This is a genomic window from Mycolicibacterium neoaurum (assembly GCF_036946495.1).
GTDB lineage: Bacteria > Actinomycetota > Actinomycetes > Mycobacteriales > Mycobacteriaceae > Mycobacterium > Mycobacterium neoaurum_B.
Map to the genome: position 1 here is coordinate 1,199,052 of NZ_JAQIIX010000002.1, position 22,063 is coordinate 1,221,114.

General features: G+C 65.9%; 23 protein-coding genes. 9 read left to right on the forward strand and 14 right to left on the reverse strand.

Annotated elements, in window-relative coordinates; translation table 11 throughout:
• Nucleotides 1–18 precede the first annotated feature (18 nt).
• Entirely contained in the window at nucleotides 19–819 is an 801-nt protein-coding gene (locus PGN27_RS11135) for a crotonase/enoyl-CoA hydratase family protein (RefSeq protein ID WP_019511006.1), read from the forward strand.
• Here the strand turns inward: PGN27_RS11135 and PGN27_RS11140 are convergent.
• The 10 genes from PGN27_RS11140 to PGN27_RS11185 all read right to left on the reverse strand — a co-directional run bounded on the left by PGN27_RS11140 (nucleotide 782) and on the right by PGN27_RS11185 (nucleotide 10,312).
• The gene (locus PGN27_RS11140; RefSeq protein WP_335326172.1) at nucleotides 782–1,363 is read right to left on the reverse strand and encodes a hypothetical protein; all 582 of its coding nucleotides are present in this window, start codon (nucleotides 1,361–1,363) and stop codon (nucleotides 782–784) included. The two genes, PGN27_RS11135 and PGN27_RS11140, sit on opposite strands and share 38 nt — an antisense overlap.
• Before the next feature lie 12 nt (nucleotides 1,364–1,375).
• On the reverse strand, nucleotides 1,376–1,750 hold the full coding sequence (locus PGN27_RS11145; RefSeq protein ID WP_335326173.1) for a hypothetical protein: 375 nt from the start codon (nucleotides 1,748–1,750) through the stop codon (nucleotides 1,376–1,378).
• A gap of 392 nt (nucleotides 1,751–2,142) precedes the next feature.
• The gene (locus PGN27_RS11150; protein WP_335326174.1) at nucleotides 2,143–3,093 is read right to left on the reverse strand and encodes a TAXI family TRAP transporter solute-binding subunit; all 951 of its coding nucleotides are present in this window, start codon (nucleotides 3,091–3,093) and stop codon (nucleotides 2,143–2,145) included.
• 19 nt (nucleotides 3,094–3,112) lie between these two features.
• Nucleotides 3,113–4,456, reverse strand: a complete 1,344-nt coding sequence (locus PGN27_RS11155) for an MFS transporter (RefSeq protein ID WP_335326175.1) — start codon at nucleotides 4,454–4,456, stop codon at nucleotides 3,113–3,115.
• 122 nt (nucleotides 4,457–4,578) lie between these two features.
• Complete coding sequence (locus PGN27_RS11160; RefSeq protein WP_335326176.1) at nucleotides 4,579–6,006, reverse strand: sensor histidine kinase; 1,428 nt, start codon at nucleotides 6,004–6,006, stop codon at nucleotides 4,579–4,581.
• 1 nt (nucleotide 6,007) lies between these two features.
• On the reverse strand, nucleotides 6,008–6,670 hold the full coding sequence (locus PGN27_RS11165; RefSeq protein ID WP_335326177.1) for a response regulator transcription factor: 663 nt from the start codon (nucleotides 6,668–6,670) through the stop codon (nucleotides 6,008–6,010).
• Between the two features lie 54 nt (nucleotides 6,671–6,724).
• Nucleotides 6,725–6,853, reverse strand: coding sequence for a hypothetical protein (locus PGN27_RS11170; RefSeq protein WP_335328866.1), 129 nt, complete (start codon nucleotides 6,851–6,853; stop codon nucleotides 6,725–6,727).
• Between the two features lie 41 nt (nucleotides 6,854–6,894).
• On the reverse strand, nucleotides 6,895–7,269 hold the full coding sequence (locus PGN27_RS11175) for a hypothetical protein (RefSeq protein ID WP_335326178.1): 375 nt from the start codon (nucleotides 7,267–7,269) through the stop codon (nucleotides 6,895–6,897).
• On the reverse strand, nucleotides 7,269–8,732 hold the full coding sequence (locus PGN27_RS11180) for an APC family permease (RefSeq protein ID WP_335326179.1): 1,464 nt from the start codon (nucleotides 8,730–8,732) through the stop codon (nucleotides 7,269–7,271). Before PGN27_RS11180 ends, PGN27_RS11175 begins: the two co-directional genes overlap by 1 nt.
• Nucleotides 8,729–10,312, reverse strand: a complete 1,584-nt coding sequence (locus PGN27_RS11185) for an amidohydrolase (RefSeq protein ID WP_335326180.1) — start codon at nucleotides 10,310–10,312, stop codon at nucleotides 8,729–8,731. Before PGN27_RS11185 ends, PGN27_RS11180 begins: the two co-directional genes overlap by 4 nt.
• Before the next feature lie 134 nt (nucleotides 10,313–10,446).
• Between PGN27_RS11185 and PGN27_RS11190 the strand changes: the two genes are divergently transcribed.
• Nucleotides 10,447–11,508 (forward strand): LacI family DNA-binding transcriptional regulator, encoded by a 1,062-nt coding sequence (locus PGN27_RS11190; RefSeq protein ID WP_335326181.1) that lies wholly within the window; start codon nucleotides 10,447–10,449, stop codon nucleotides 11,506–11,508.
• Here PGN27_RS11190 and PGN27_RS11195 read toward each other — a convergent pair.
• From PGN27_RS11195 to PGN27_RS11205, 3 genes are all read right to left on the reverse strand, one after another.
• Nucleotides 11,505–12,728 (reverse strand): cytochrome P450, encoded by a 1,224-nt coding sequence (locus PGN27_RS11195; protein WP_335326182.1) that lies wholly within the window; start codon nucleotides 12,726–12,728, stop codon nucleotides 11,505–11,507. The two genes, PGN27_RS11190 and PGN27_RS11195, sit on opposite strands and share 4 nt — an antisense overlap.
• A complete protein-coding gene (locus PGN27_RS11200) occupies nucleotides 12,725–13,405 on the reverse strand; it encodes an acetoacetate decarboxylase family protein (RefSeq protein WP_335328706.1) in 681 nt (226 codons plus the stop codon). The genes PGN27_RS11195 and PGN27_RS11200 overlap by 4 nt, the downstream gene beginning before the upstream one ends.
• A gap of 211 nt (nucleotides 13,406–13,616) precedes the next feature.
• Nucleotides 13,617–14,648 (reverse strand): LLM class F420-dependent oxidoreductase, encoded by a 1,032-nt coding sequence (locus tag PGN27_RS11205; RefSeq protein WP_335326183.1) that lies wholly within the window; start codon nucleotides 14,646–14,648, stop codon nucleotides 13,617–13,619.
• Between the two features lie 58 nt (nucleotides 14,649–14,706).
• On the opposite strand from PGN27_RS11205, the gene PGN27_RS11210 reads away from it, so the two are divergent.
• The 7 genes from PGN27_RS11210 to PGN27_RS11240 all read left to right on the forward strand — a co-directional run bounded on the left by PGN27_RS11210 (nucleotide 14,707) and on the right by PGN27_RS11240 (nucleotide 20,906).
• The gene (locus tag PGN27_RS11210) at nucleotides 14,707–15,708 is read left to right on the forward strand and encodes a Zn-ribbon domain-containing OB-fold protein (RefSeq protein WP_335326184.1); all 1,002 of its coding nucleotides are present in this window, start codon (nucleotides 14,707–14,709) and stop codon (nucleotides 15,706–15,708) included.
• A 14-nt stretch (nucleotides 15,709–15,722) separates the two neighbouring features.
• A complete protein-coding gene (locus PGN27_RS11215; RefSeq protein ID WP_335326185.1) occupies nucleotides 15,723–16,778 on the forward strand; it encodes a thiolase family protein in 1,056 nt (351 codons plus the stop codon).
• Between the two features lie 2 nt (nucleotides 16,779–16,780).
• Nucleotides 16,781–17,956 (forward strand): thiolase family protein, encoded by a 1,176-nt coding sequence (locus PGN27_RS11220; RefSeq protein WP_335326186.1) that lies wholly within the window; start codon nucleotides 16,781–16,783, stop codon nucleotides 17,954–17,956.
• Nucleotides 17,953–18,354: a nuclear transport factor 2 family protein gene (locus PGN27_RS11225; protein WP_335326187.1), complete on the forward strand. Its 402-nt coding sequence runs from the start codon at nucleotides 17,953–17,955 to the stop codon at nucleotides 18,352–18,354. The genes PGN27_RS11220 and PGN27_RS11225 overlap by 4 nt, the downstream gene beginning before the upstream one ends.
• A 67-nt stretch (nucleotides 18,355–18,421) precedes the next feature.
• A complete protein-coding gene (locus PGN27_RS11230; protein ID WP_335326188.1) occupies nucleotides 18,422–19,033 on the forward strand; it encodes a hypothetical protein in 612 nt (203 codons plus the stop codon).
• A 182-nt stretch (nucleotides 19,034–19,215) separates the two neighbouring features.
• Entirely contained in the window at nucleotides 19,216–20,403 is a 1,188-nt protein-coding gene (locus tag PGN27_RS11235) for a 3-ketosteroid-9-alpha-monooxygenase, oxygenase component (protein ID WP_036460240.1), read from the forward strand.
• Nucleotides 20,403–20,906, forward strand: coding sequence for a hypothetical protein (locus PGN27_RS11240; RefSeq protein WP_335326189.1), 504 nt, complete (start codon nucleotides 20,403–20,405; stop codon nucleotides 20,904–20,906). The genes PGN27_RS11235 and PGN27_RS11240 overlap by 1 nt, the downstream gene beginning before the upstream one ends.
• A 3-nt stretch (nucleotides 20,907–20,909) precedes the next feature.
• Here the strand turns inward: PGN27_RS11240 and PGN27_RS11245 are convergent, their stop codons facing one another.
• Entirely contained in the window at nucleotides 20,910–22,052 is a 1,143-nt protein-coding gene (locus PGN27_RS11245) for a sulfotransferase family protein (protein WP_335326190.1), read from the reverse strand.
• Nucleotides 22,053–22,063: the final 11 nt, after the last annotated feature.

Here is a 22,063-nt window from a genome sequence, read left to right on the forward strand (position 1 = left end):
GCAGAGAGGCGATACCCGATGAGTGAGACCGCCAAAGGCCCCGACGCCCTCATCGAGCAGCGCGGACACACCCTCATCGTCACGCTCAACCGGCCCGAGGCCCGCAACGCCCTTTCCGGTGAGATGCTCTCGATAATGGTCGAGGCCTGGGACCGTGTCGACAGCGATCCGGAGATCCGCACCTGCATCCTCACCGGCGCCGGCGGCTACTTCTGTGCGGGCATGGACCTCAAGGGTGCCGCCAAGAAGCCGCCCGGTGATTCCTTCAAGGACGGCAGCTACGACCCCTCACGGATCGACGGGTTGCTGAAGGGTCGTCGTCTGACGAAGCCGTTGATCGCCGCGGTCGAAGGACCCGCCATCGCGGGTGGTACCGAAATCCTGCAGGGCACCGATATCCGCGTCGCCGGCGAGAGTGCGAAGTTCGGCATCTCCGAGGCCAAGTGGAGCCTGTACCCGATGGGCGGGTCCGCGGTCCGCCTGGTCCGCCAGATCCCGTACACGATCGCGTGCGACATGCTGCTGACCGGGCGCCACATCACCGCGGCCCAGGCGCTCGAGTACGGGCTGATCGGGCACGTCGTGCCGGACGGCACGGCCCTGGAGAAAGCGCTCGAGATCGCCGAGGTGATCAACAACAACGGTCCGCTGGCGGTGCAGGCGATCCTCAAGACCATCCGCGAGACCGAGGGCATGCACGAGCTTGACGCGTTCAAGCCCGACACCGCCAACGGCATCCCCGTGTTTCTCTCCGAGGACGCCAAGGAGGGCCCGCGGGCCTTCAAGGAGAAGCGAGCACCGAACTTCCAGATGAAGTGAGTCTCGGGCGGTCGGTGCGCACGCCCCACGTGCCGACTGCGCCGGCCACCCGATCGACGTCGGAGTCGGTATCGACCAATGCGTAGTGCGCCGAGAGTTCGGTCATCCCGTTGATCGCGCATTCGTAGTGCACCCGGCGAACGACGTCACGCAACCATGTCTGCGCCGCCGACCGGCGGTTCGGCGCGAGCCCCCGCAGCCGACATGCCACCAGCAACCGGCGCGCACCACCGTCCAGCACGGCCTCGACGGCCGCATCCGACGTATCACGCGCACAGCGTCCCCGTCGGCGCCATGCGATGCAGCCGTAGCCGTCCACCAATGATCGTGCCGCGCAGCCGGGATCGACGACGACCACGACTGCGTGAACCGATCCCTCCGATAGCGCAGGCGGGTCGCTGCGCCCGCCATGCGCGAAATGCCCGACACAGGGCGACGGACCGGTCACGACAGTCCGGCCGGACGCAGTGACACGCTCGCCCACCTTCGCCACGAGCACACATTCCGGCCCGAAGAGGGCCACCGCCCCCGCTGAACTGGACATGGAATTCTCCGATCACACGCGCTCTGCCCGGGATTCGACGTCCGCCAACACGGTCTCGATCACCCTGTGCGCCTGCGCGATACCGGAGCGGTAACCGGGCCCGACATCCCCCGCCCGGTTCATCGCGACCGATAGCCGGTCGAGGATCCGCGCGAGTGCCGAACGAATCATCGCGCGTTCCCGCCGCGCCGCACCGACGCCGTGGAGGTGCAAGCCCGGGGCCGATCGCGCCATCTCGTCCAATGCACAGATCCGCGCATACCTGGTGGCCGAGGCGTGGCCGCGTCGGTACTCCGGGTCGTCGTGTTCGCAAACCGTCGCGGTGATCATCGCGATCACCGCCGGCAGTTCGGCACCCGTTTTTGCGCACCCTTCATCGACAAGCATTTTCCTTCATGTTCTTTCCACGAAACACTGATCACAAATCGTTACGTCACCGAATTGCGAATCGGTCGATCAAATTCATTGGCCGCAGATTTGACGAGACTCCGCCATTCGATCGCACCATCATCTCATTCGAGAGGAAGCCGCTCGATGCGGCATCGACTACAGTGAAAGTCGTTCAGCGCGATGGCTTTTTGCGGCGAACCACCGTCTCGGACGAGAGTTTTTCACGCTTGGCCGCCCTTTTTTCCTTGAGGGTCAGGGCTGCTTTTCGAAGCTCTCGCCCCTGAGATTTACTAGCCATTTTTCCTCCTGTGCGCTAGCAATACCTTCGAGGCCCGACCATACCCGAGAAAAAAATAAAAGCCAGTTGCCGAAAATGGTGGTTGTAGTCGTCAGCCGTGCCGGCGCCGGTACTCCGCGGAAGCACCGGGGTGTAGCGGCACGGTACCGGTCTGGATCAGGGATTGTGCGTCGAGGAACTGGCTGCCGATCGCCTGCGCGGGAACGAGCGCGGCGGGTTGGTCGAGCAGCAGATCCACCATCCTGGCGACCACGGATTCGGCGACAGCGCTGCGCGCCAGCAACAGGTTCGCCACTCCGACCGTGGTCACCGCCGGATGACTCCCATACACATCCGCGGGCACAGTCACCGCTTCGTACGTCGTTCCGTGACGCAGACGCAGGGTGTCAACCACCGTCGTCAGGTCCAGCAAGCGGATGCCGTCGATGTCGGCGAACGCCGGCGTCGGGAGACCACCGGCCCACATGACCGCATCCACCGAACCGGCTTTGAGTGCTGACGCTGCCGCGTGCATCGACTGAACCACCCGCTGCACCGCGTTGGGGGCGGCCAGCCCGACCGCCGCGAGCACCCGCTCCGACAACCGGGTCGCCCCCGACCCCGGCGCGCCGATACTCACGACGCGGCCGGCGAGCTCTGCAGCCGACCGGATGGGAGAGTCACCGAGCACCGCGACCTGGAAGTAGTTCTCGTACACCCGGCCGACGGCAGTCAGGCCGTCCGCGGCGGTGTCATCCTGTGCGGTATCGCCTAGGCTCATTGCCAGATCGGCCCGCCCGAACCGCAGCAGCTGCAGGTTCTCCGCCGAGCCGCCACTCACCAACGGTTCGAGGCGCACCGCTCCGGCCCGGTCGGCCGCCGCCGCGAGTAGGCCGCAGAACTCCCAGAAGAAGCCACCGGGTTCACCGGCTGCCAGCCGTAGCGGCGCCACCGGACCGCCACCGCATCCAGCGGCGGTCAGAACGGCCGTCAGCGCCGCGAGGCCCCGCAGTGCGGACCTGCGATCCAACACCGGGGGCCTCGACGACACCGCAGACGACATGATCAGCCAGCGTAGATCGTCACACGAACGCGCGACCCTGCTCGCGATCCAGCGCAGTCTCGGACTTGTTCTTCAGGACGAAGATGTAGACCGCCAGCGATACTGCGATCACCACCGTGACGTACCCGATGAACCATCCGACATGACCCCCGCCCTTGGCGGCCTGATAGATCAGTGGCGCCGTCCCACCGAAGGCCGAGTTGGCAAGCGCGTAGCCCAATCCCACGCCGAGCGCCCGGATGTGGGACGGGAAGAGTTCCGCCTTCACGATGGCGTTGATCGAGGTGTAACCGGTGAGGATGACATAGCCGATGCAGACAAGGGTCAATGCCGTTGCCGCCGAAGTGGTCTGAGGCAGATAGGTGATCAGCACGTAGGTGTAGATCAACGCGCTCGCACCGAAGAACACCAGCAGCGGCTTACGGCCCACCTTGTCGCTGATCAGCCCGCCGATCGGCTGGATGACCATGAGGAACGTCAGACCGATCAGATTGATCCAGGTGGCCGTCATGCCCTGATCCTCGAAGGTGGACTTGACGATGGCCGGGGCGTTGACGCTGTAGGTGTAGAACGCGATGGTGCCGCCGATGGTCACCAGGAAGCACACCAACAGCGCCCGCCAATGCCCGATCACCAGCTCACGGATGGACCCGGAACCCTGATCCTCACCTCGACGGACCGCCTCGATTTGTTCCGGAGTCAGCGACTCGTCCATGCTGCGGCGCAGCCAGAAGACCACCACGGCGGCAATACCACCGATGAAGAAGGCGATGCGCCAACCGAATTCCTCGATCTGCTCACGATCCAGGAACACCTGCATGACCAGCAGCGTGAGTTGGGCGAGGACGTGACCGCCGACCAACGTCACGTACTGGAACGATGAGAAGAACCCGCGCCGCTCCCTGGTGGCCGCCTCGGACATGTACGTCGCCGATGTGCCGTATTCACCACCGGTGGCGAAGCCCTGGACCAACCGGCACAACACGAGGATCACCGCGGCCCAGACCCCGATGCTTTCTCGGCCCGGGGACAGCGCGATCACCAGTGAACACGCGGCCATCAGCGACACGCTGAACGTCAGCGCCGCCCGGCGGCCACGGCGGTCGGCGAACCGGCCGAAGAACCACGATCCGACGGGGCGCATCACGAATGTCACCGCGAAGATCGCGTACACGTAGAGGGTGGAGTTCTTGTCCGCAGAGTCGAAGAACTGGTTCTCGAAGTACGAGGCGAACACGGTGTAGACGTAGACGTCGTACCACTCGACGAGGTTGCCCGACGATCCCCGCAAGGTGTTGAAGATCGCCCGGCGGGTGGCCGCCGGTGAGGATGCGGCTGGTTCTCGGGTGGCCGAACTGGTCATGTCTGTCCTCCTTGTCCGCGACGCCCCGCACGGGTGGGTCCGCGCCGACATCGTTGTCACTCCCTACTGTGAAGGCTGTCACAGCGGTTCTGGAAGCCGCATTGCAAAGTCCTAACAGTCCCTTAGGACGAATCGGTGCCCATCGGTGCCGGGATCCACATCGTCAGGCACAGCCCACCCGCCCGACCGGAGTCGACCTCGAAGGTGCCACCGGCTCGCTCGATGAGGGCACGGCTGATGGCGAGGCCCAGACCGGAACCCTGGCCGACGGTGTTGGCGGCCCGGAAGAAACGGGTCGCCAGCCGCGGCAGGTCCCTGGCGGAGACACCGCGGCCGTCATCCCGTATCACCAGGACAACGTCGGCGTCGTGGCGCGCGACGGTGACCTGTGCGTGTGCGCCCGGTCCTGCGTACTTGGCGATATTGCTCAGGGCAATGTCCAGGATCTGGGTCAGATCCTGCTCCGGCAGCGCCGCCAGGACGGCAGGCGGCGTCTCGACGGTGACGCCGATGCCGGCATCGGCCATCGCCGCTGCCCAGAACTCCACTCGCTCGGCGGCGACCGCACCGACATCAACGGTGTGGCAGGCCGCGTCGGTCTCGCCACGGCTTTCGGCCGCGGCGAGGGCGAGCAGATCATTGACGATGCCGGTCAGCCGATCGACTTCCAGCATCGCCTTGTGGTGGGCAGCCACCGATGATTCGGGCAGACCCATGCCCAGAGTGTCCAGACGCATGCTCAATGCTGCCAGCGGATTTCGCAGCGCATGCGCGGAATCGGCGATCAACCTGCGCTGCGCGGCGTCGGCGGCGTCGATATCGCGGGCCATCGCGTCGAAGGTGGCCGACAGTCGGCGCACCTCATGCGGTCCCGCGTACCGACCGGGGATCGGCTCGTCGACGGAGGGTGGATCGGTGCGGGTGCGGTCTCGCACGCGATGGCGCAGCGACACCGCGCGACCCGCCAGATCGGTCAGCGGCCGAACCGTCCACCGCGACAACGAAACCGCGATCGCGGAGGCCAGCACCAGCAGGCCCACCGCGCCTGCAGCGATCAGCGCCCACGCCCGACCGATCTCGGCGCGGGCGGCCGCCGTCGACGCGGCCAGCACCACCGCGCCGTCGACCTGCGTTCCGGTCCCGACCGGTACGGCGATCAGCACCCGCGCGGGTGACCACGGCGTGACGGCATCCGGGACGCGGCTGCGCTGGTTACGCAACGCATCGGCGGCGGCCTCGGCGAACTCACCGTCGACATCACCGCCGACATGGCCCACCCCCGCCGCCGCACGTGGCCTCCCGTCGCGACCGACGACGACCACCGGCTCGTCGTAGAGCTGGTGGTAGCGCTCCAGCACCTGCTGCAATTCCGGATCGGGCGCGTCATCGGTACGGGCGGCCAGATCAGCGAAGTAGGAGGCCGCCGCGAGTCGGTTCTCACCGAAGCGCTGCATCCGCTCGCGGCCCAGCGTGATCGCCAGCGGCACCGCGAGCCCGATGACCACGATCGCCGAATAGACGGCCAGCACGAGCAGGACACGCCGCCACATCTCATGAACCCCAGCGGTAGCCGTACCCGCGGATGGTCGCGATCGCTTCGGGCCTGCCGAGCTTTGCGCGCAGCGAGGTCATGTGCACATCCAAACTGCGAGAGATGGCCACGTAGGCATCACCCCAGATCGCATCCATCAGCTCCTGTCTGCTGACCGCCTCTCCCCGCCGTGCGACAAGATATGCCAGAACCTCGAATTCTTTTGGTGCAAGCGCGATCTCGACGCGAGCCACCTCGACGCGGCGGGCGCCGAGGTCGACCACGATGTCACCGGACCTGATCACCTCGAGCTCGGGTGTCGCCGTGCCGCCGGTCCGCCGGCGCGCGGCAACCTCGATACGGGCCCGCAATTCACCCAGACGCGCCGGCTTGACCACGTAATCATCGGCACCCGCCCGCAACGCGCGCACCACCGAGCGTTCGTCGTCGCGGGCGGTCAGCACCACCACCGGGATCTGACTCACCCCGCGCAACCGGCGCAGGATGGTCATCCCGTCATCGTCGGGCAGCCCGAGGTCCAGCAGCGCGAGATCGATATCGCGATGCCCCAGCAGCAGATCCGCACCGCGGCGCATCCGCACCGGTGCATGGCCGACCTGGGCGAGCGCGTCGACGAGCGCCTCACCGACGCCGTCGTCGTCCTCCACCACCGCGATACGCATCGCGTCAAAGGTACGACAACGACGGTCGAAGTCAGGCCGTTGACGCTGCGGCGGTCAGCCGAGCACCCTCGCCGTCGGGGTGAACACCACCGGCATCGACTCCAGGCCGCTGACGAAATTGGCAGGTCGCAGATCGGGCAACCGCGCCGGTTGATCACCCATCCAGATGTGCTGTCGGGGCATGGACCTCGATGGTTCAAAACTTCCAAATGAAACGATGCCGTTCACAGCACGACCGTCACGGCGGCGATCAGGTAACCCGCCGTCAGCATGACGAATCCGGCACGGTCGACCCAGTTCAACGGTCCACAGCCGGCCAGCGACGGCTTCCAGGCCAGCGGAAAGAACAGCAGCGGCGCGATCCAGGACCCGAGGATGATCAGGACCGTCGCCACCGTGGGCAGTGGCAGATCCGCGGCACCGAGCGCGACCAGGATGACGCCCATCATCAACAGGTCGAGATGACCTTGCCGGACGCGTCGGATGTCGGTCATCCGCAACCGGGTCCTCCAGCGGTCGGACCCGGCCGCCACCATCAACCAACCGGTCAGCACACCGGCTGTCAGCTCAAGCACACCCGCGGTGACGAGCGCGTTCATCAGCCCATGCTCGTCGGCTCATCCGGCCGTACCGTCGCGAGTTGGTGATAGATCGCGGGGCGGCGGGCCCGCAGGATGCGAGCGACGACAAGTCCGGAGATGAATGCCACGGGGAGCACCAGGATGAGCGCCATGTTGGTGGCCGCCCCCGCCCCGGTGAGGAGGTCATAGTTGACTGCGATGAGTATCAGCGTCCCGGTCAGTGCCACCGTCGCGATCGCGGGGGCCACGAACCGAGTCACGACGCCGTGGCCGTGTGCATCGCGCGCAAAGAATGCCACGATCGCGGCCGAACACAGGGCCTGCAAACCGATGATTCCCGGGATACCTATCGCATTGAGCCAGATGAATGTGTGGATATAGGGATCGGCGCCGGCAGCGGTGAATGCGACGACTATGACGGCCGCGACCACGGAGACGGTGATGCTGGCCATGCCGGGCGAGCCGGACGGCGCACGGCGGGCGAGCCCTGACGGCAGTGCGCGCTCCTGGGCCAGGGCCGCCAGATAGCGCGCACTGGCGTTGTGGAAGGCGAGCGCGGCGGCCAGAGCGCTGGTGACGATGAGCACGTGCATCATGTCGGCGACGGGCGCGCCAACCCATTGTTCGGTCGCGGCGAAGAACATCCCGGTCGGATCCTCGGTCGCGACCGACACTGCGCGCTCCGGCCCGTAGGCCATGATCGCCGCCCACAGGACGACGGTGTAGAACAACGCAAGGAATCCGACGGCTATGTAAGTAGCCCGTGGCACTGTACGTTTGGGATCCGAAGCCTCCTCGCTGTAGATCGCCGTCGACTCGAACCCGAGGAAGGCGCCGAACGCCAACACGAACAGCGCGCCGACGCCGGCGCCGAATACGTTGCCCGGGTTGAAGCTTCCGAAGCTGAGCCCCTCGGCACCTCCCTGGACGATGACCGGCACCGCGAACACCACCAGCACCAGCACCTCCAGGCCGAGCAGCACGCCGAGCACCTTGGCGCTGAGGGTGATGTTCAGGTAGCCGAGCACACCGACGACGAGCCAGCCGATGATCGCCCAGATCTGCCACGCGATGTCCACACCGATCAGTGACAAGACGGTGTCGTGGGCGAATACCCCGATCGCGGGCACGAAGCTGACCGCGATGAGGACGTAGGACAGCACAGCAACGAATGCCGCGCCCAGCCCGACAGTGCGGCCGAGTCCGGCGGATATGTACGCGTAGAACGCGCCGGGGTTGTCGACGTGACGGCTCATAGCGGTGAACCCGACGGCGAAGACCGCCATCACGATTCCGCCCAACAGGTAGCCGCCAGGGGCACCGACTCCGCCGAACATGACGGCCAGCGGCGCGACACCTGACATAACCGCCAACGGCGCAGCTGCCGCGACGACGAAGAACACCAGACCCCATACTCCGATCGATCGGCGAGGTGCCGGGCTGGTGATGTGCGTGCCGGCCGCACGGGCGCTCTCGGTCATCGGAGGTCCTCTCGGTGAACGATCTCGCCGTCGACGACGGTGAGCGGAATCGGTAGATCGATCAGGTCGTCACCGGGCACCCGCACCGGATCGTCGGCGAAGGCTGTCAGGTCGGCTCTGGCCCCCACCCGGATGCGGCCGCGGTCGGTGTCGCCGAGAGCATCGGCCGCCCAGGCGGTGTAGCCGAGCAGCGCCTGCTCTCCCGTCAGTCGCTGATCCGGCTCGAACACATGCCCGTCTCGCTCACCCGGTCGGCGGCGAAGCCGGGCCCACGCCATCCCGTATCTCGGATCGGGATTGGCGACCGGCCAGTCGGAGCCCAGACATACCGGCGCGCCGGCGGCGATGACGTCGGCTACGCGGAATGCCTGGTCGACCCGGCGGCGCCCGAGCCGCCGGGCAAAGGCGTCGCTGTGGTCGGCCTGCCGCCATTGCATGTGCAGGGGTTGCATCGACGCGGTGATCTGCAGTTCGGCGAGCCGTTTCACGTCATCGTCTTCGAGCAGTTCCAGATGCTCCAACCGATGGGCCGTGCCTGCGCCACTTCCCGCCTCCTGACAACAGTCCAGGACGAAGGACACGGCCTGATCACCGACCGCATGGATCGCGAGTTGTATTCCTGCGGCGGTGTATTGGGCGATCACGTCGCGAAGGCGTTCAGGGTCCGGCCAGAATGGGTGAGAGCCACACCCGCAGGTGTCGGGTTCGCGCAGCCAGGCAGTTCCGGTGTCGATCACGCCGTCACTGAATATCTTGATCAGCCCGGAGCGCCAGCGCCGGCCCCTACGAGCGGCGAGCGCGATGAACTCCGCGATTCCCGCATCATCGCGGTCGGGGTGATGCCACAGGGCGGTGACCAGTCGCACCGACAGCCGTCCGGCATCGTCTAGTGCGGCGTAGGTGTCGAGATCGCCGGCATCCCCATTCATCACGACACCACCGGTCACTCCGAGCCGGTTCAGTCTGGCGAGCACCTCGGCCAGTCGATCCAGGACGGCGGCCGTATCCGTATCGGCCAGCGCCGCCATCAGTGGTTGGTACGCCGAGGGCTCCTTCAACTCGCCGGTCGGCCTACCCCCGTCGACAACCACCGTGGCACCGTCGGGGAAGGTCTCGCGACCGGTCAGGTTGCTCTCGCTGATGGCCGCGGTGGATACCAGGGCGGTATGCAGATCGTAGAAGACCCCGATGAAGGGCCGCCCATCGACCGCGTCGTCGATCAGCTCGGCACGAATTCCGTTGTGTGAGAAGGCGGCATAGTCGAGATTCCAGGCGCGGACCCATTGGCCGGCCGGAGTGCGCTCAGCTTCGGCGCTCAGCGCGGTGCGCACTTGCTCAAGCGAGGTGTACCCGGCCATATCGGCGCCGCGGGACAGCTCGGCCCCCCATGCCGGATGGATGTGGGAGTCGATCAGACCTGGAGTCAGCGCCGCGCCGCGTAGGTCGAGGGCCTCGACCCCGGCAGGCGCGGCGGCGAGCACCTCGGCGTTCGTCCCGACCGCGGAGATCCTGCCGTCGACCCAGCTGACCGCCTCGGCGCGCGGCCGACCCGCGTCCAGCGTGCGAACATCGGCATTCACTATCAAGCCCGAACCCGATGTGACTGGTAGCACATATTTCATAGCGACAAATCGTAAGCACAAATCGATTTAGGTCAATACCCCAAACGATTTGGGTATGTGTATCAAGTCTGGATATACGTAGGATGATCCGTGTGACCCGCGCTCGAGTGACCATCCGCGATGTGGCCGAGGCCGCCGGGGTTTCGGCCACCACGGTTTCCCATGCGCTCAACGGCAAGGGCGAGGTCAGTCCGGCCACCATCGAGCGCGTCCGAGCAGCGGCCCGCAGGCTCGGCTACCGTCCGAGCCCGACCGCTCGGGCGCTGCGGCAAGGCCGGAACGGCGCGCTGGTTCTGATCCTGCCGCGCGAGGACGGCCGAGAGGTTGCCCGTCAGATCGTGGCACTCGATTACTACATGGCCATCGCCGCGACTGCGGCGTCGGTGGCCTTCGAACACCAACGGGCTTTGATACTGCCTCCCGAACTGACCACCGCCGAGGACTGGGAGTCGATCAACCCTGATGGTGTGCTGCTGTGTGATCCGATCGCGTCCGACCCCCAGATCGAATTACTGGAGAGCATCGGAATTCCGGTGGTGTCGATCGAGCGCGACGCGGGTCGGCCCGATCGAGTCCACTACGTGGCCGGCGACAACACGGCGAACACCCGGCTGGTGCTCGCACACCTACGGGCACAGGGAGCGCGGCGCATCGCCCTGCTCACAACGGCCTGGACCCGTGCGTGGTCCATAGACATCGACGACGCGTACTCGGCGTGGTGCGCCGAGACGGGTTTCCCGGATCTGCGTGTCCGGGTGCCGGTGCAATTCGACAAGCGCGCCGCCTACCAGGCCGCCTGCCACCTGTTGGACGGGCCCGAGCCGCCAGATGCGATTTACGCACCGGCCGAGGGATACACGAACGGGGTCCTGACGGCCTGTCGCGAACGGGGGCTGCGAATCCCACAGGACGTCCTCGTGGTGGGTGGTATCGACGGCCGGGAGGCCCGCGAAAGCGAGCCGGCCGTAACGGCACTCGACCTGCACCCCGACCGGCAAGCAGCGGCGGCGGTGGACCTGCTCATCGATCGTATCGACGGTCGCGACGCGCAAGGTCCGATCCAGGTACCCAGCACACTGCAGGTACGAGCAAGTTCGACACGCCGGTCGGTCACACAGCTCCCGGAAACGCCAGACGCCAACGAGCGCGGTTAGACCTCAACCTTTTTCGTCGGGGTGAACACCACCGGCATCGACTCCAGGCCGCTGACGAAATTGGCAGGTCGCAGCGGGAGCATGTTCTCGTCGGCCAAGCGCAGGTCGGGAAGCCGTTGCAACACCTTCTCGATCATGATCTTCAGCTCGAGCCGCGCCAACTGGTTACCCATGCAGAAGTGCGTGCCGAATCCGAACGCGACGTGATTGTTCGGGCTGCGGTCGATCCGGAAGTTCTGCGGATCGCCGAACACCTCCTCGTCGAAGTTCGCAGACTCGAACATCAGCATGATCTTCTCGTCCTTGCGCAGCTGCGTGCCGTAGAACTCGGTGTCCGCGGTCAGCGTGCGGCACATGTTCTTCACCGGCGAGGTCCAGCGCAGCATCTCCTCGATGGCGCCGGGCAGCTTGGTGGGATCCGCCCTCAGGGCAGCCCACTGGTCCTGGTGGCGCAACAGCTGTTCGGTTCCACCGGAGAGGGTGTGCCTGGTGGTCTCGTCACCGCCGATGAGGATCAGCAGCGTCTCCATGACGATCTCGGCATCTTCCATCCGGTGTCCCTCGACCTCGGAGTGGACCAGCACGGAGAACAGGTCATCGGTCGGATCGGCCCGCCGCTTGGCGATCACATCCATGGTGAAGGCGGTGTACGCGGCGAAGGTATCCATCAACAACTGGACGGTCTGCTCGTCGACATGCGAACTCAAGCCGCAGACCAGATCATCGGACCACTTCAGCAGGAGCTCACGCTCCTGGGGAAGCACACCGAGCATGTCGCCGATCACCGCCATCGGCAGCGGGGCGGCGATATCACGGACGAAATCGCATTCGCCCTTTTCACACACCGCGTCGATGAGGGTGTCGCACAGCACGCCGATCGAGGGCAGCTTGTCCATCACCCGTTTACGGGTGAACCCCGCGTTGACGAGCTTGCGGCGCAACAGATGTGCCGGGTCGTCCATATCGATCATGTACGGCATACCGGGCTGGTCGGGACGGATGCCGCCGGCGTTGGAGAACAGCTCCGGGTTGCGTTCGGCATCGAGCACCGCGGCATGGCTGGCTGCTGCGGCTTGACCGTTGCGGTCCCGGAACACCGGCTCGTGCGCCCGCATCCAGCGGTAAGCGTCGCGGGCTTGCCCGTCGGCATAGAACCGGCCGTCGGCGAGGTCCACGTCGGGACGTGCTTCGGTGACCGAACCGGTCAGAACCCCTGTCATGCGATCTCCTCGGCGTCGGCGAAGGTCATTTCCACATTGCGGGCGGAGCCGGAGAACATGGCACGCTTGGGAAAACCGAGCGCCGCCAGTTCCCGGCCGTACGGGTGCGTTCCGAGGCGGACCGTCACGCCGCCGGGGCGGTAGCGCACGCCGGACATGATCATCTGTCCCGACGTTCTGCGGGTCACGCCGTCCAGATACGAATACGTCGGGTGCACCTGCGGTTTGCCGGTGAACGCCGCGGGAACCGGCAGGCCCGGCGCGAAGTCCATGCCGACCGCGAACTGCCCGTCGATGGTCGCGTCGAAGGAATAGCGGTATCCGTCCCGAATGACGAAGTCGGCCAGCACTTTCGGGTAGCCCCAGATCTGGCGGCCGGCCGCCATCGTGAACTCACCGTCCACAGGTAAGTGGTGGATGAAGGCGCCGGCTTCACCGAGGGCCTTGAGGCCTGACGCGGTCGATCCGGGCGGGTTCACCATGACGTTGGTGCCGTACTCCAGGTACGGGCCGAGGTCGCCGTCGACATAGCGCATCAGCATCAGCACCACCACCGCCTTGCCGGGGCGGTAGTGGCACACGGTCAGCCCGCTGTAGTCGATCATGGCTTGCGCGGCATCGGCATCCACCGAGAACATCGCCATGTGCTGCTCGGCCGTGCGAATCTGCACCGGCATGGTCACGGTCTGGCCCGCGATCGTGTACTGCGATGTGGCGTGGGTCACGCGCCCAATCTAGGACGCGCAGTAGACACCTGGCAAGGAAGTGTCTACTCGCGGCGCATCTTTTCGGCGAGCTGGGGGCACCTCCCGCTTGCGAGCAGACGCGTGTACCCCCGAAACTCAGGCATTTCGGGGGTACGCGCGTCTGCTCGGCGGGAGAACGGAGCTAAACGAGGGCGGCGAGATCCTTGATCTGCTCGACTGACCGGGCGCCGACAACCATCATCGTGACGCCCGAGGCCTCCCAGGCCTTGATCTGCTCCTTGACGTAATCGAGGTTGCCGACGATCGCCGAGTCGTCGACCAGTTCGTCGGGGATGATCTTGGCCGCTTCGTCTTTGCGATCGCTGCGGAACAACTTGGTGACGTCGTCGACCACCTCGGCGTAGCCCATCCGCCGGTAGACATCGGCGTGGAAGTTGGTGTCCTCGGCGCCCATCCCGCCCATATAGAGCGCCAGGTGTGGCTTCATCAGCTCCATGATCGCGGGTCGGTCATCGGTCACGACGACCTGCGCCGTCGCGCAGATTTCGAACGTCTCGCGGGTCCGGCGCGCGCCCGGACGCGCGAAACCCTCGTCGAGCCACTCGTTGTACATGCCCGCGATGCGCGGCGAGTAGAAGATCGGCAGCCAGCCGTCGCAGATTTCCGCGGCCAGGGCCACGTTCTTCGGTCCTTCGGCGCCCAGCATCACCGGGATGTCCTTGCGCAGCGGATGGGTGATGGGCTTGAGGTTCTTGCCGAGTCCGGTGGTGCCCTCACCGGTGAGCGGCAGCGGGTAGTGCGGGCCGTCGCTGTGCACGGGCGCCTCGCGCGCCCACACCTGACGCAGGATGTCGATGTACTCCCGAGTGCGGGCCAAGGGCTTCGGGAACTTCGCGCCGTACCAGCCCTCCACCACCTGCGGGCCGGACACACCGAGGCCGACGATATGCCTGCCGCCGGAGAGATGGTCCAGGGTGAGCGCGGCCATCGCCAGCGCGGTGGGCGTACGGGCCGACAACTGCAGCACCGAGGTGCCCAACCGCATCCGGGTGGTCTCCCGGCCCCACCAGGCCAGCGGGGTGTAGGCGTCCGACCCCCACGCCTCGGCGGTGAACACGGTGTCGAAGTCGGCCTCCTCCGCCGCGGCGACCAATTCGGCGTGGTTGGTCGGCGGCTGCGCGCCCCAATAACCCAGTTGCAAACCCAGCTTCATCGAAGCGCCTCCAGACCCGTGGTTGAAACCATTCTTAGAACCTGTTCTACTCGATGCTGTGACCACAGGCCAAAGCAGCCCGGTGCAGATCGACAAGCATGAGCGGCCCCTATCGGCGCCGCTGAGGCTCTCATTCGACTACACCCGTTCAGTAGGACCGCTCCTGTCTCAGTTCTTCACTGCGCTACGCCAGCGACGCATCGTCGGCGTGCGCGGATCCGACGGCAGGGTTCTTGTCCCACCCGCCGAGTATGACCCTGTCACCTACGAGGCACTGACCGAGGTCGTACCGGTCAGTGCGGTGGGCACGGTGCAGTCCTGGACATGGCAGTCCACTCCACTGGAGGGCCAGCCCCTGGACAAGCCGTTCGCCTGGGCGCTGATCCTGCTCGACGGTGCCGACACTCCCCTGCTGCACGCCGTCAAGACCGCCGAGGGCGCGATCAAGTCCGGTGACCGGGTGCACGCGCACTGGATCGACGAGCCCGTCGGCGCGATCACCGATATCGCCTACTTCGTCCCCGGTGAGGACTCCGAGCCGGAGGGGCAACCCGATGACCGGGAGCCCGTCACCGTGCAGGTGACGCCGAGCTTCATCGAGATCCAGCACACCGCATCACTGCCGGAGACCACGTTTCTCAAGGCGCTGCAGGAGGGCAAGCTGCTCGGTGGCCGCACCAAGAACGGTCGCGACGGCCAACCGGGCAAGGTGTACTTCCCGCCCAAGGAGGCCGACCCGGCCACCGGTCTGGAGCTCGACGAGTTCATCGAGCTCGTCGACAAGGGCACCGTCACCACCTTCGCGGTGATCAACATCCCGTTCCCGGGCCAGCGGATCAAACCGCCCTATGTCGCGGCCTACGTGCTGCTCGACGGTGCCGATATCCCGTTCCTGCATCTGGTCACCGAGATCGATCCCGCCGACGTGCGGATGGGGATGCGCGTGCAGGCCGTGTGGAAGCCGCGCGAGGAGTGGGGCCTGGGTATCGACAACATCGACTACTTCAAACCCACCGGTGAACCCGACGCCGAATACGACTCCTACAAGCACCATCTGTAAAGGGCCCGCCTGACATGACAGATATCGCAGTGGTGGGCTTCGCACACGCGCCCCACGTCCGCCGCACAGACGGCACCACCAACGGCGTCGAGATGCTTATGCCGTGCTTCCACAAGCTCTATTCCGAGCTCGGCCTCAAGCAGACCGATATCGGCTTCTGGTGCTCGGGATCCTCGGATTACCTTGCCGGCCGGGCCTTCTCGTTCATCTCGGCGATCGACTCGATCGGTGCGATCCCTCCCATCAACGAATCGCATGTCGAGATGGATGCGGCATGGGCGCTGTACGAGGCCTATATCAAGCTGCTCACCGGGCAGGTCGAGACCGCGCTGGTGTACGGCTTCGGCAAGTCCTCGGCGGGCACCCTGCGCCGGGTGCTTGCGCTGCAGACCGATCCGTACACCGTGGCCCCGCTGTGGCCGGACTCGGTGTCGATGGCGGGCCTGCAGGCCCGCGCCGGACTGGATGCCGGTAAGTGGTCCGAGGAGCAGATGGCTCAGGTGGCGCTGGATTCCTACGCCGCGGGTGGCCGCACCGACCGGCACGAGGTCACCGGCAGCGTGGCCGACCTGCTGGCACAGCCGTACTTCGCCGATCCGCTGCGTCGTCACGACATCGCCCCGATCACCGACGGTGCGTCGGCGATCGTGCTGGCCGCCGGCGACCGGGCCCGCGAACTGCGCGAGAACCCGGCCTGGATCACCGGTATCGAGCACCGCATCGAGACCCCGATCCTGGGTGCCCGCGATCTGACCACATCGCCCTCCACGGCGGCCTCGGCGAAGGCGGCCACCGGCGGCGACACGGGCTCGATCGACATCGCCGAGATCTACGCCCCGTTCACCCATCAGCAGCTGATCCTCACCGAGGCCATCGGACTCGGATCGAAAACCAACGTCAACCCGTCCGGTGGCACCCTGGCCGCCAACCCGATGTTCTCGGCGGGCCTGGAGCGCATCGGCTTTGCCGCCCAACACATCTTCGACGGTTCCGCGCAGCGCGTCCTCGCGCACGCCACCAGCGGCCTTGCGCTGCAACAGAATCTCGTCGCCGTCCTGGAAGGGAAATAACAGTGGCAGGTCAGCTGGCCGCGGTGCTGGGCACCGGGCAGACGAAGTACGTCGCCAAGCGCCACGATGTGTCGATGAACGGCCTGGTGCGCGAGGCCATCGACCGCGCGCTGGCGGACTCCGGATGCACGTTCGACGATATCGACGCCGTGGTGGTCGGCAAGGCGCCCGACTTCTTCGAGGGCGTCATGATGCCCGAGCTGTTCATGGCCGACGCGACCGGCGCGACCAACAAGCCTCTGATCCGGGTGCACACCGCCGGGTCGGTGGGCGGGTCGACCGCCATCGTGGCGGCCAGCCTGGTGCAGTCGGGCAAGTACAAGCGCGTGCTGACAATGGCCTGGGAGAAGCAGTCGGAATCGAATGCCATGTGGGCGTTGAGTATTCCGGTGCCGTTCACCAAGCCGGTCGGCGCGGGCGCCGGTGGCTACTTCGCTCCGCACATCCGCGCCTACATCCGCCGCTCCGGGGCACCCAACCACATAGGAGCGATCGTTGCCGTCAAGGACCGTCTCAACGGCGCCAAGAATCCGTTGGCACACCTGCATCAGCCCGATATCACCGTCGAGAAGGTGATGCAATCCCCGATGCTCTGGGACCCGATCCGCTACGACGAGACCTGCCCCTCCTCCGACGGTGCGGCCGCACTGGTGATCGGCAACGAGGAGGCGGCCGAGGCACACCTTGCCAACGGCAATCCGGTGGCGTGGGTCCATGCCACCGCGCTGCGCACCGAGCCGCTGGCCTACGCCGGTCGCGATCAGGTCAATCCGCAGGCCAGCCGGGATGCCGCAGCCGCGCTGTGGCGTGATGCCGGTATCACCTCACCCATCGATGAGATCGACGCCGCCGAGGTGTACGTCCCCTTCTCCTGGTACGAGCCGATGTGGTTGGAGAGCCTGGGCTTCGCCCCAGAAGGCGAAGGCTGGAAGCTCACCGAGGCCGGCGAGACCGCGATCGGCGGCCGTATCCCGTTCAACGCCTCCGGCGGTGTGCTGTCGTCGAATCCGATCGGCGCCTCCGGCATGATCCGCTTCGCCGAGTCGGCCATCCAGGTGATGGGCAAGGGCGGCGATCATCAGGTGCCGGGTGCCCGCAAAGCACTGGGTCACGCCTACGGCGGTGGCGCACAGTATTACTCGATGTGGGTCGTCGGGGCCGACAAGCCGAACCGGTGACGGCCCCTGTCTCCGAGGCGGGCCGGCGGTCGCGAGAGGCGGCCGTCGCCCGCGACAAGGATGCCTGGCTGGCGGTGTTCGCCGACGACGCGATCGTCGAGGACCCGATCGGTCCGTCGCATTTCGACCCGGACGGCAGTGGCCACCGCGGCAAGGAGGCCATCGCCGCATTCTTCGACAAGGCGATCGCCCCGAGTCAACTCGAGTTCCACTTCGAGAAGACCTACGTCTGTGGTGACGAAGAGGCGAACGTCGGGCATATCGTGATCGTCGCCGGCGGCTACCGCGTGGTGGCCGAAGGCGTGTTCACCTACCGCGTGAATGCCGAGGGAAAGATTGCCGCGCTGCGCGCGTACTGGGAACTGGACAAGGCGGCCGCCAGCGCACAGCGGGTATGACGGCCGGGTGCGCGGGCTCCGATCGCGTAGGCTGGACAGCGATTTCGTCCGCTAGGTTCTCGAATTGATGTTGTCCCGATCACATGTAGTCGCTGCCGTACTGCTCGCCGTCGGCCTCTCCGCCTGCGCCCCCAGCCAGCCGGGTGCCCCGAGCAGCGCTGCGCCGACCCTGCCTGCATTCACCACCAGTGCCACAACCACCACCAGTGCGCCCGCGCAGGCCACCGACTACACCCGCCTGCTGGTGACCGCCGCAGATCTCAGTGACGCCGAGGACACCTTCACCGAGCGGCATATCGAAGGTTCACCCGGCGGGCTGCCTGGGGCGAGCGCCTTCTTCGTCAACGCCGAGGACACCCGCGCCATCAGCTCGACGATCCTGGTCTACGACAATCCGGGTACCGCGGCGGCCGCGCTCAAGGAGGCGCGGGGCACGCTGGGTAAAAGGGTGACGGGAACCCCGGTGCCCGGCGGTGTGGGCCCGGACAGCGTGATGGTGCGAGGCGCCGATCCGGACGAGGCCAAGGACATCACGGTGCTGATGTTCACCCAGGGTCGCGCGCTCGTGCGCCTGGAATTCCAGAGCGCGGGCGGCGACGCCACCACCGACGCCTACGTGACCACCGTCGGCAAGATGCAGCAGATCGCGCTGCGCTCCGGTCTGCAAGACGAGAATTGAGCCGACGCCCGCTACCACCGGGCGCGAGTCGATAGCTCCAACTATCTCCCACCATCTCCCGCCAAGCCGTATTCCGGCCGTTCACCCCGGTAAAACAGCTGTTGACGCGGTGTGCATTGCGCAGTGGCCGGTAAAAACTGTAACGTGTTCTAGTTAGAGAGACCAGATACGGGAGGCCCACCGTGACTACCGAGACAGCCGGCATTCGCGAGATCGACACCGGCGACCTGCCCGACCGCTATGCGCGCGGTTGGCATTGCCTGGGACCGGTGAAGGACTACCTCGACGGCAAGCCGCACGGGGTGGAGATCTTCGGCACCATGCTGGTCGTCTTCGCCGACTCCGAGGGTGAGCTCAAGGTTCTGGACGGTTACTGCCGGCACATGGGCGGCAACCTCGCTCAGGGCTCCATCAAGGGTGACACGGTGGCCTGCCCGTTCCACGACTGGCGCTGGGGCGGCGACGGCAAGTGCAAGCTCGTCCCCTACGCCAAGCGCACGCCGCGGCTGGCCCGCACCCGCGCCTGGCACACCGACGTGCGCGGCGGACTGCTCTTCGTCTGGCATGACCACGAGGGCAACCCACCGCAACCCGAGGTCCGGATCCCGGAGATCCCGGAGTTCGCCAGCGACGACTGGACCGACTGGCGGTGGAACACGATGCTCATCGAGGGCTCCAACTGCCGCGAGATCATCGACAACGTCACCGACATGGCGCACTTCTTCTACATCCACTACGGGTTGCCGACGTACTTCAAGAACGTCTTCGAGGGCCACATCGCCAGCCAGTACCTACACAACGTCGGCCGTCCCGACGTCAACGACCTGGGCACCACCTACGGTGAGGCGCACCTGGATTCCGAGGCGTCCTACTTCGGTCCATCGTTCATGATCAACTGGCTGCACAACAACTACGGCGGGTTCAAGGCCGAGTCGATCCTGATCAACTGCCACTACCCGGTGAGCCAGAACTCCTTCGTGCTGCAGTGGGGCGTCATCGTCGAAAAGCCCAAGGGGTTGGACGAAAAGACGACCGACAAGCTGGCCCGCGTCTTCACCGAGGGTGTCTCCAAGGGGTTCCTGCAGGACGTCGAGATCTGGAAGCACAAGACCCGGATCGACAACCCACTGCTGGTCGAGGAGGACGGCGCCGTCTATCAGATGCGCCGCTGGTATCAGCAGTTCTACGTCGACGTCGCCGACGTGACACCCGATATGACCGACCGCTTCGAGATGGAGGTCGACACCACCATCGCCAACGAGAAGTGGCATGTTGAGGTCGAGGAGAACCTCAAGCTACAGCAGGACGCCGCCGAGCGTGACGCCGCCGAACAGGCTGAGCCACAAAAAGAGCCTGCGCAGCCGAGCTGATGACCACGCATGACGAGCGGGCCGGAACACCAGACGTTGGTCGTCTTGTCGGCCCCGCCGACGTTGACGATCTGGCCCGCTCCATGCTGCTCCTGCACGGCGGACACGACGACGATGATGATCACGACCACCCGGCCCCCCGGCCGAGTACGGGAAACTGGTCCAAGGCACCGGATTTCAGCTCCGACCCGCTTCGGGCGGCGGCCGTGCACGAAGCGACCGAGCGCGACAAGCAGCGCTATCTGACCTCCGGGCTGGCCTCGGTGGACTGCCGGTACTGTCACGCCACCGTGCAGGTCAAGAAGTTGGGCACCGAACACACCTCGGTGCAGTGGAATACGGCGGCGACCACACGCTGCGCGGTCTTCGACGAGATCCGCGCGTCCGGCGGCGATCCGGCACGGGCGCGCTCGTGCCATCGGCTCACCGACAGCATCAAACACGCCATCGCCGAGGGGTGCCTGGAAGAATTCTCCAGCGCACCCTCCCCCGGCGACGGCTAGGTATCACAGTCCCTTGAAGCGTTCCTTGACCTGCTCGTCGGTCAGCCCGTAATCGCTGAGCGAGTAGGTGTGCTTGGGTGCCCGTGGACCCTTTTTGCTCTCCTCGTGGCTGTCGATGATGGCGTGGCGCGCCGCTTCGGTGAACTCGATCCCGAACGTGCGGTAGATCCCCTCCACCGCGGCGACCGGATCCTTGATGAACTCGAAATAGTCGACATCGCAGAACTGGGCCGGATCATGCTTGGCACGTTCGGCATTGAACAATTCCAGTCCACGGGACCAGGTCTCCAAAGAGTCCTCGCCGATGACCTTGCCGGAGAAGCTGTTCGACCAGCCCTCGGTGGTGTGCTGGGCCAGTGAGCACATCGAGGCCATGATCGTCTCGGCCGGCCGGTGGCACTGCACCACCAGTGCATCGGGATACGTCGCGAACAGCGCGTCGAGTGCGAAGAGATGGCTCGGATTCTTGAGCACCCAGCGCTTTTCGGGCTCGTTGAGGCCGATCAACTGCAGGTTCTTGCGATGCCGCTGATAGGACTTGGTCCAGTCCTGCTGGGCGAGCCAACGCGAATAGGTCGGAATGTGCGCCAGGGTCTCATAGGACACCGAATGCAGCGATTGACGCAGTAGCTGCCAGCACTCTTCGACCTCGTCGGCGGTCATGTAGTGCAGGCCGGTGTAGTCCGGGTTCTCCTCGTTCGCCTTGGTGAACTGCGCATCGAGCTGGGCGAAGATCGGATTCTCCGACCAGGTTTCGCGCGGCGGCCGCGGCTGCGGGAACTCGGCCAGCCACAGCTCCAGGCCTTGATGCCGAGGATCGGCGGTCAGCAGCCGGTGGATGACGGTGGTTCCGGTACGCGGCAGTCCGGTTACGAAGATCGGTCGCTCGATAGGCACGTCGGCGTGCTGCGGATACTGCTTGAACGCCGCCTCCGACACCAGCCGGGCCACCAGTGCATTCCTGACGAAGAAGCGCTGCATCTTGCTGCCGAATTCGGTCAGGTCCGCATCACGCTGATACGCATCCAGCAGGACGGCGAGCGCCTCCTTGTAGTTGTCGCCGTCATCACCGAAATCTTCGAGCCCACAGGCCTTGGTCGCCGATGCATGCAGATCTTCGACGGTGCCCACATTTGTCCTACTCATAGCCTACCTCC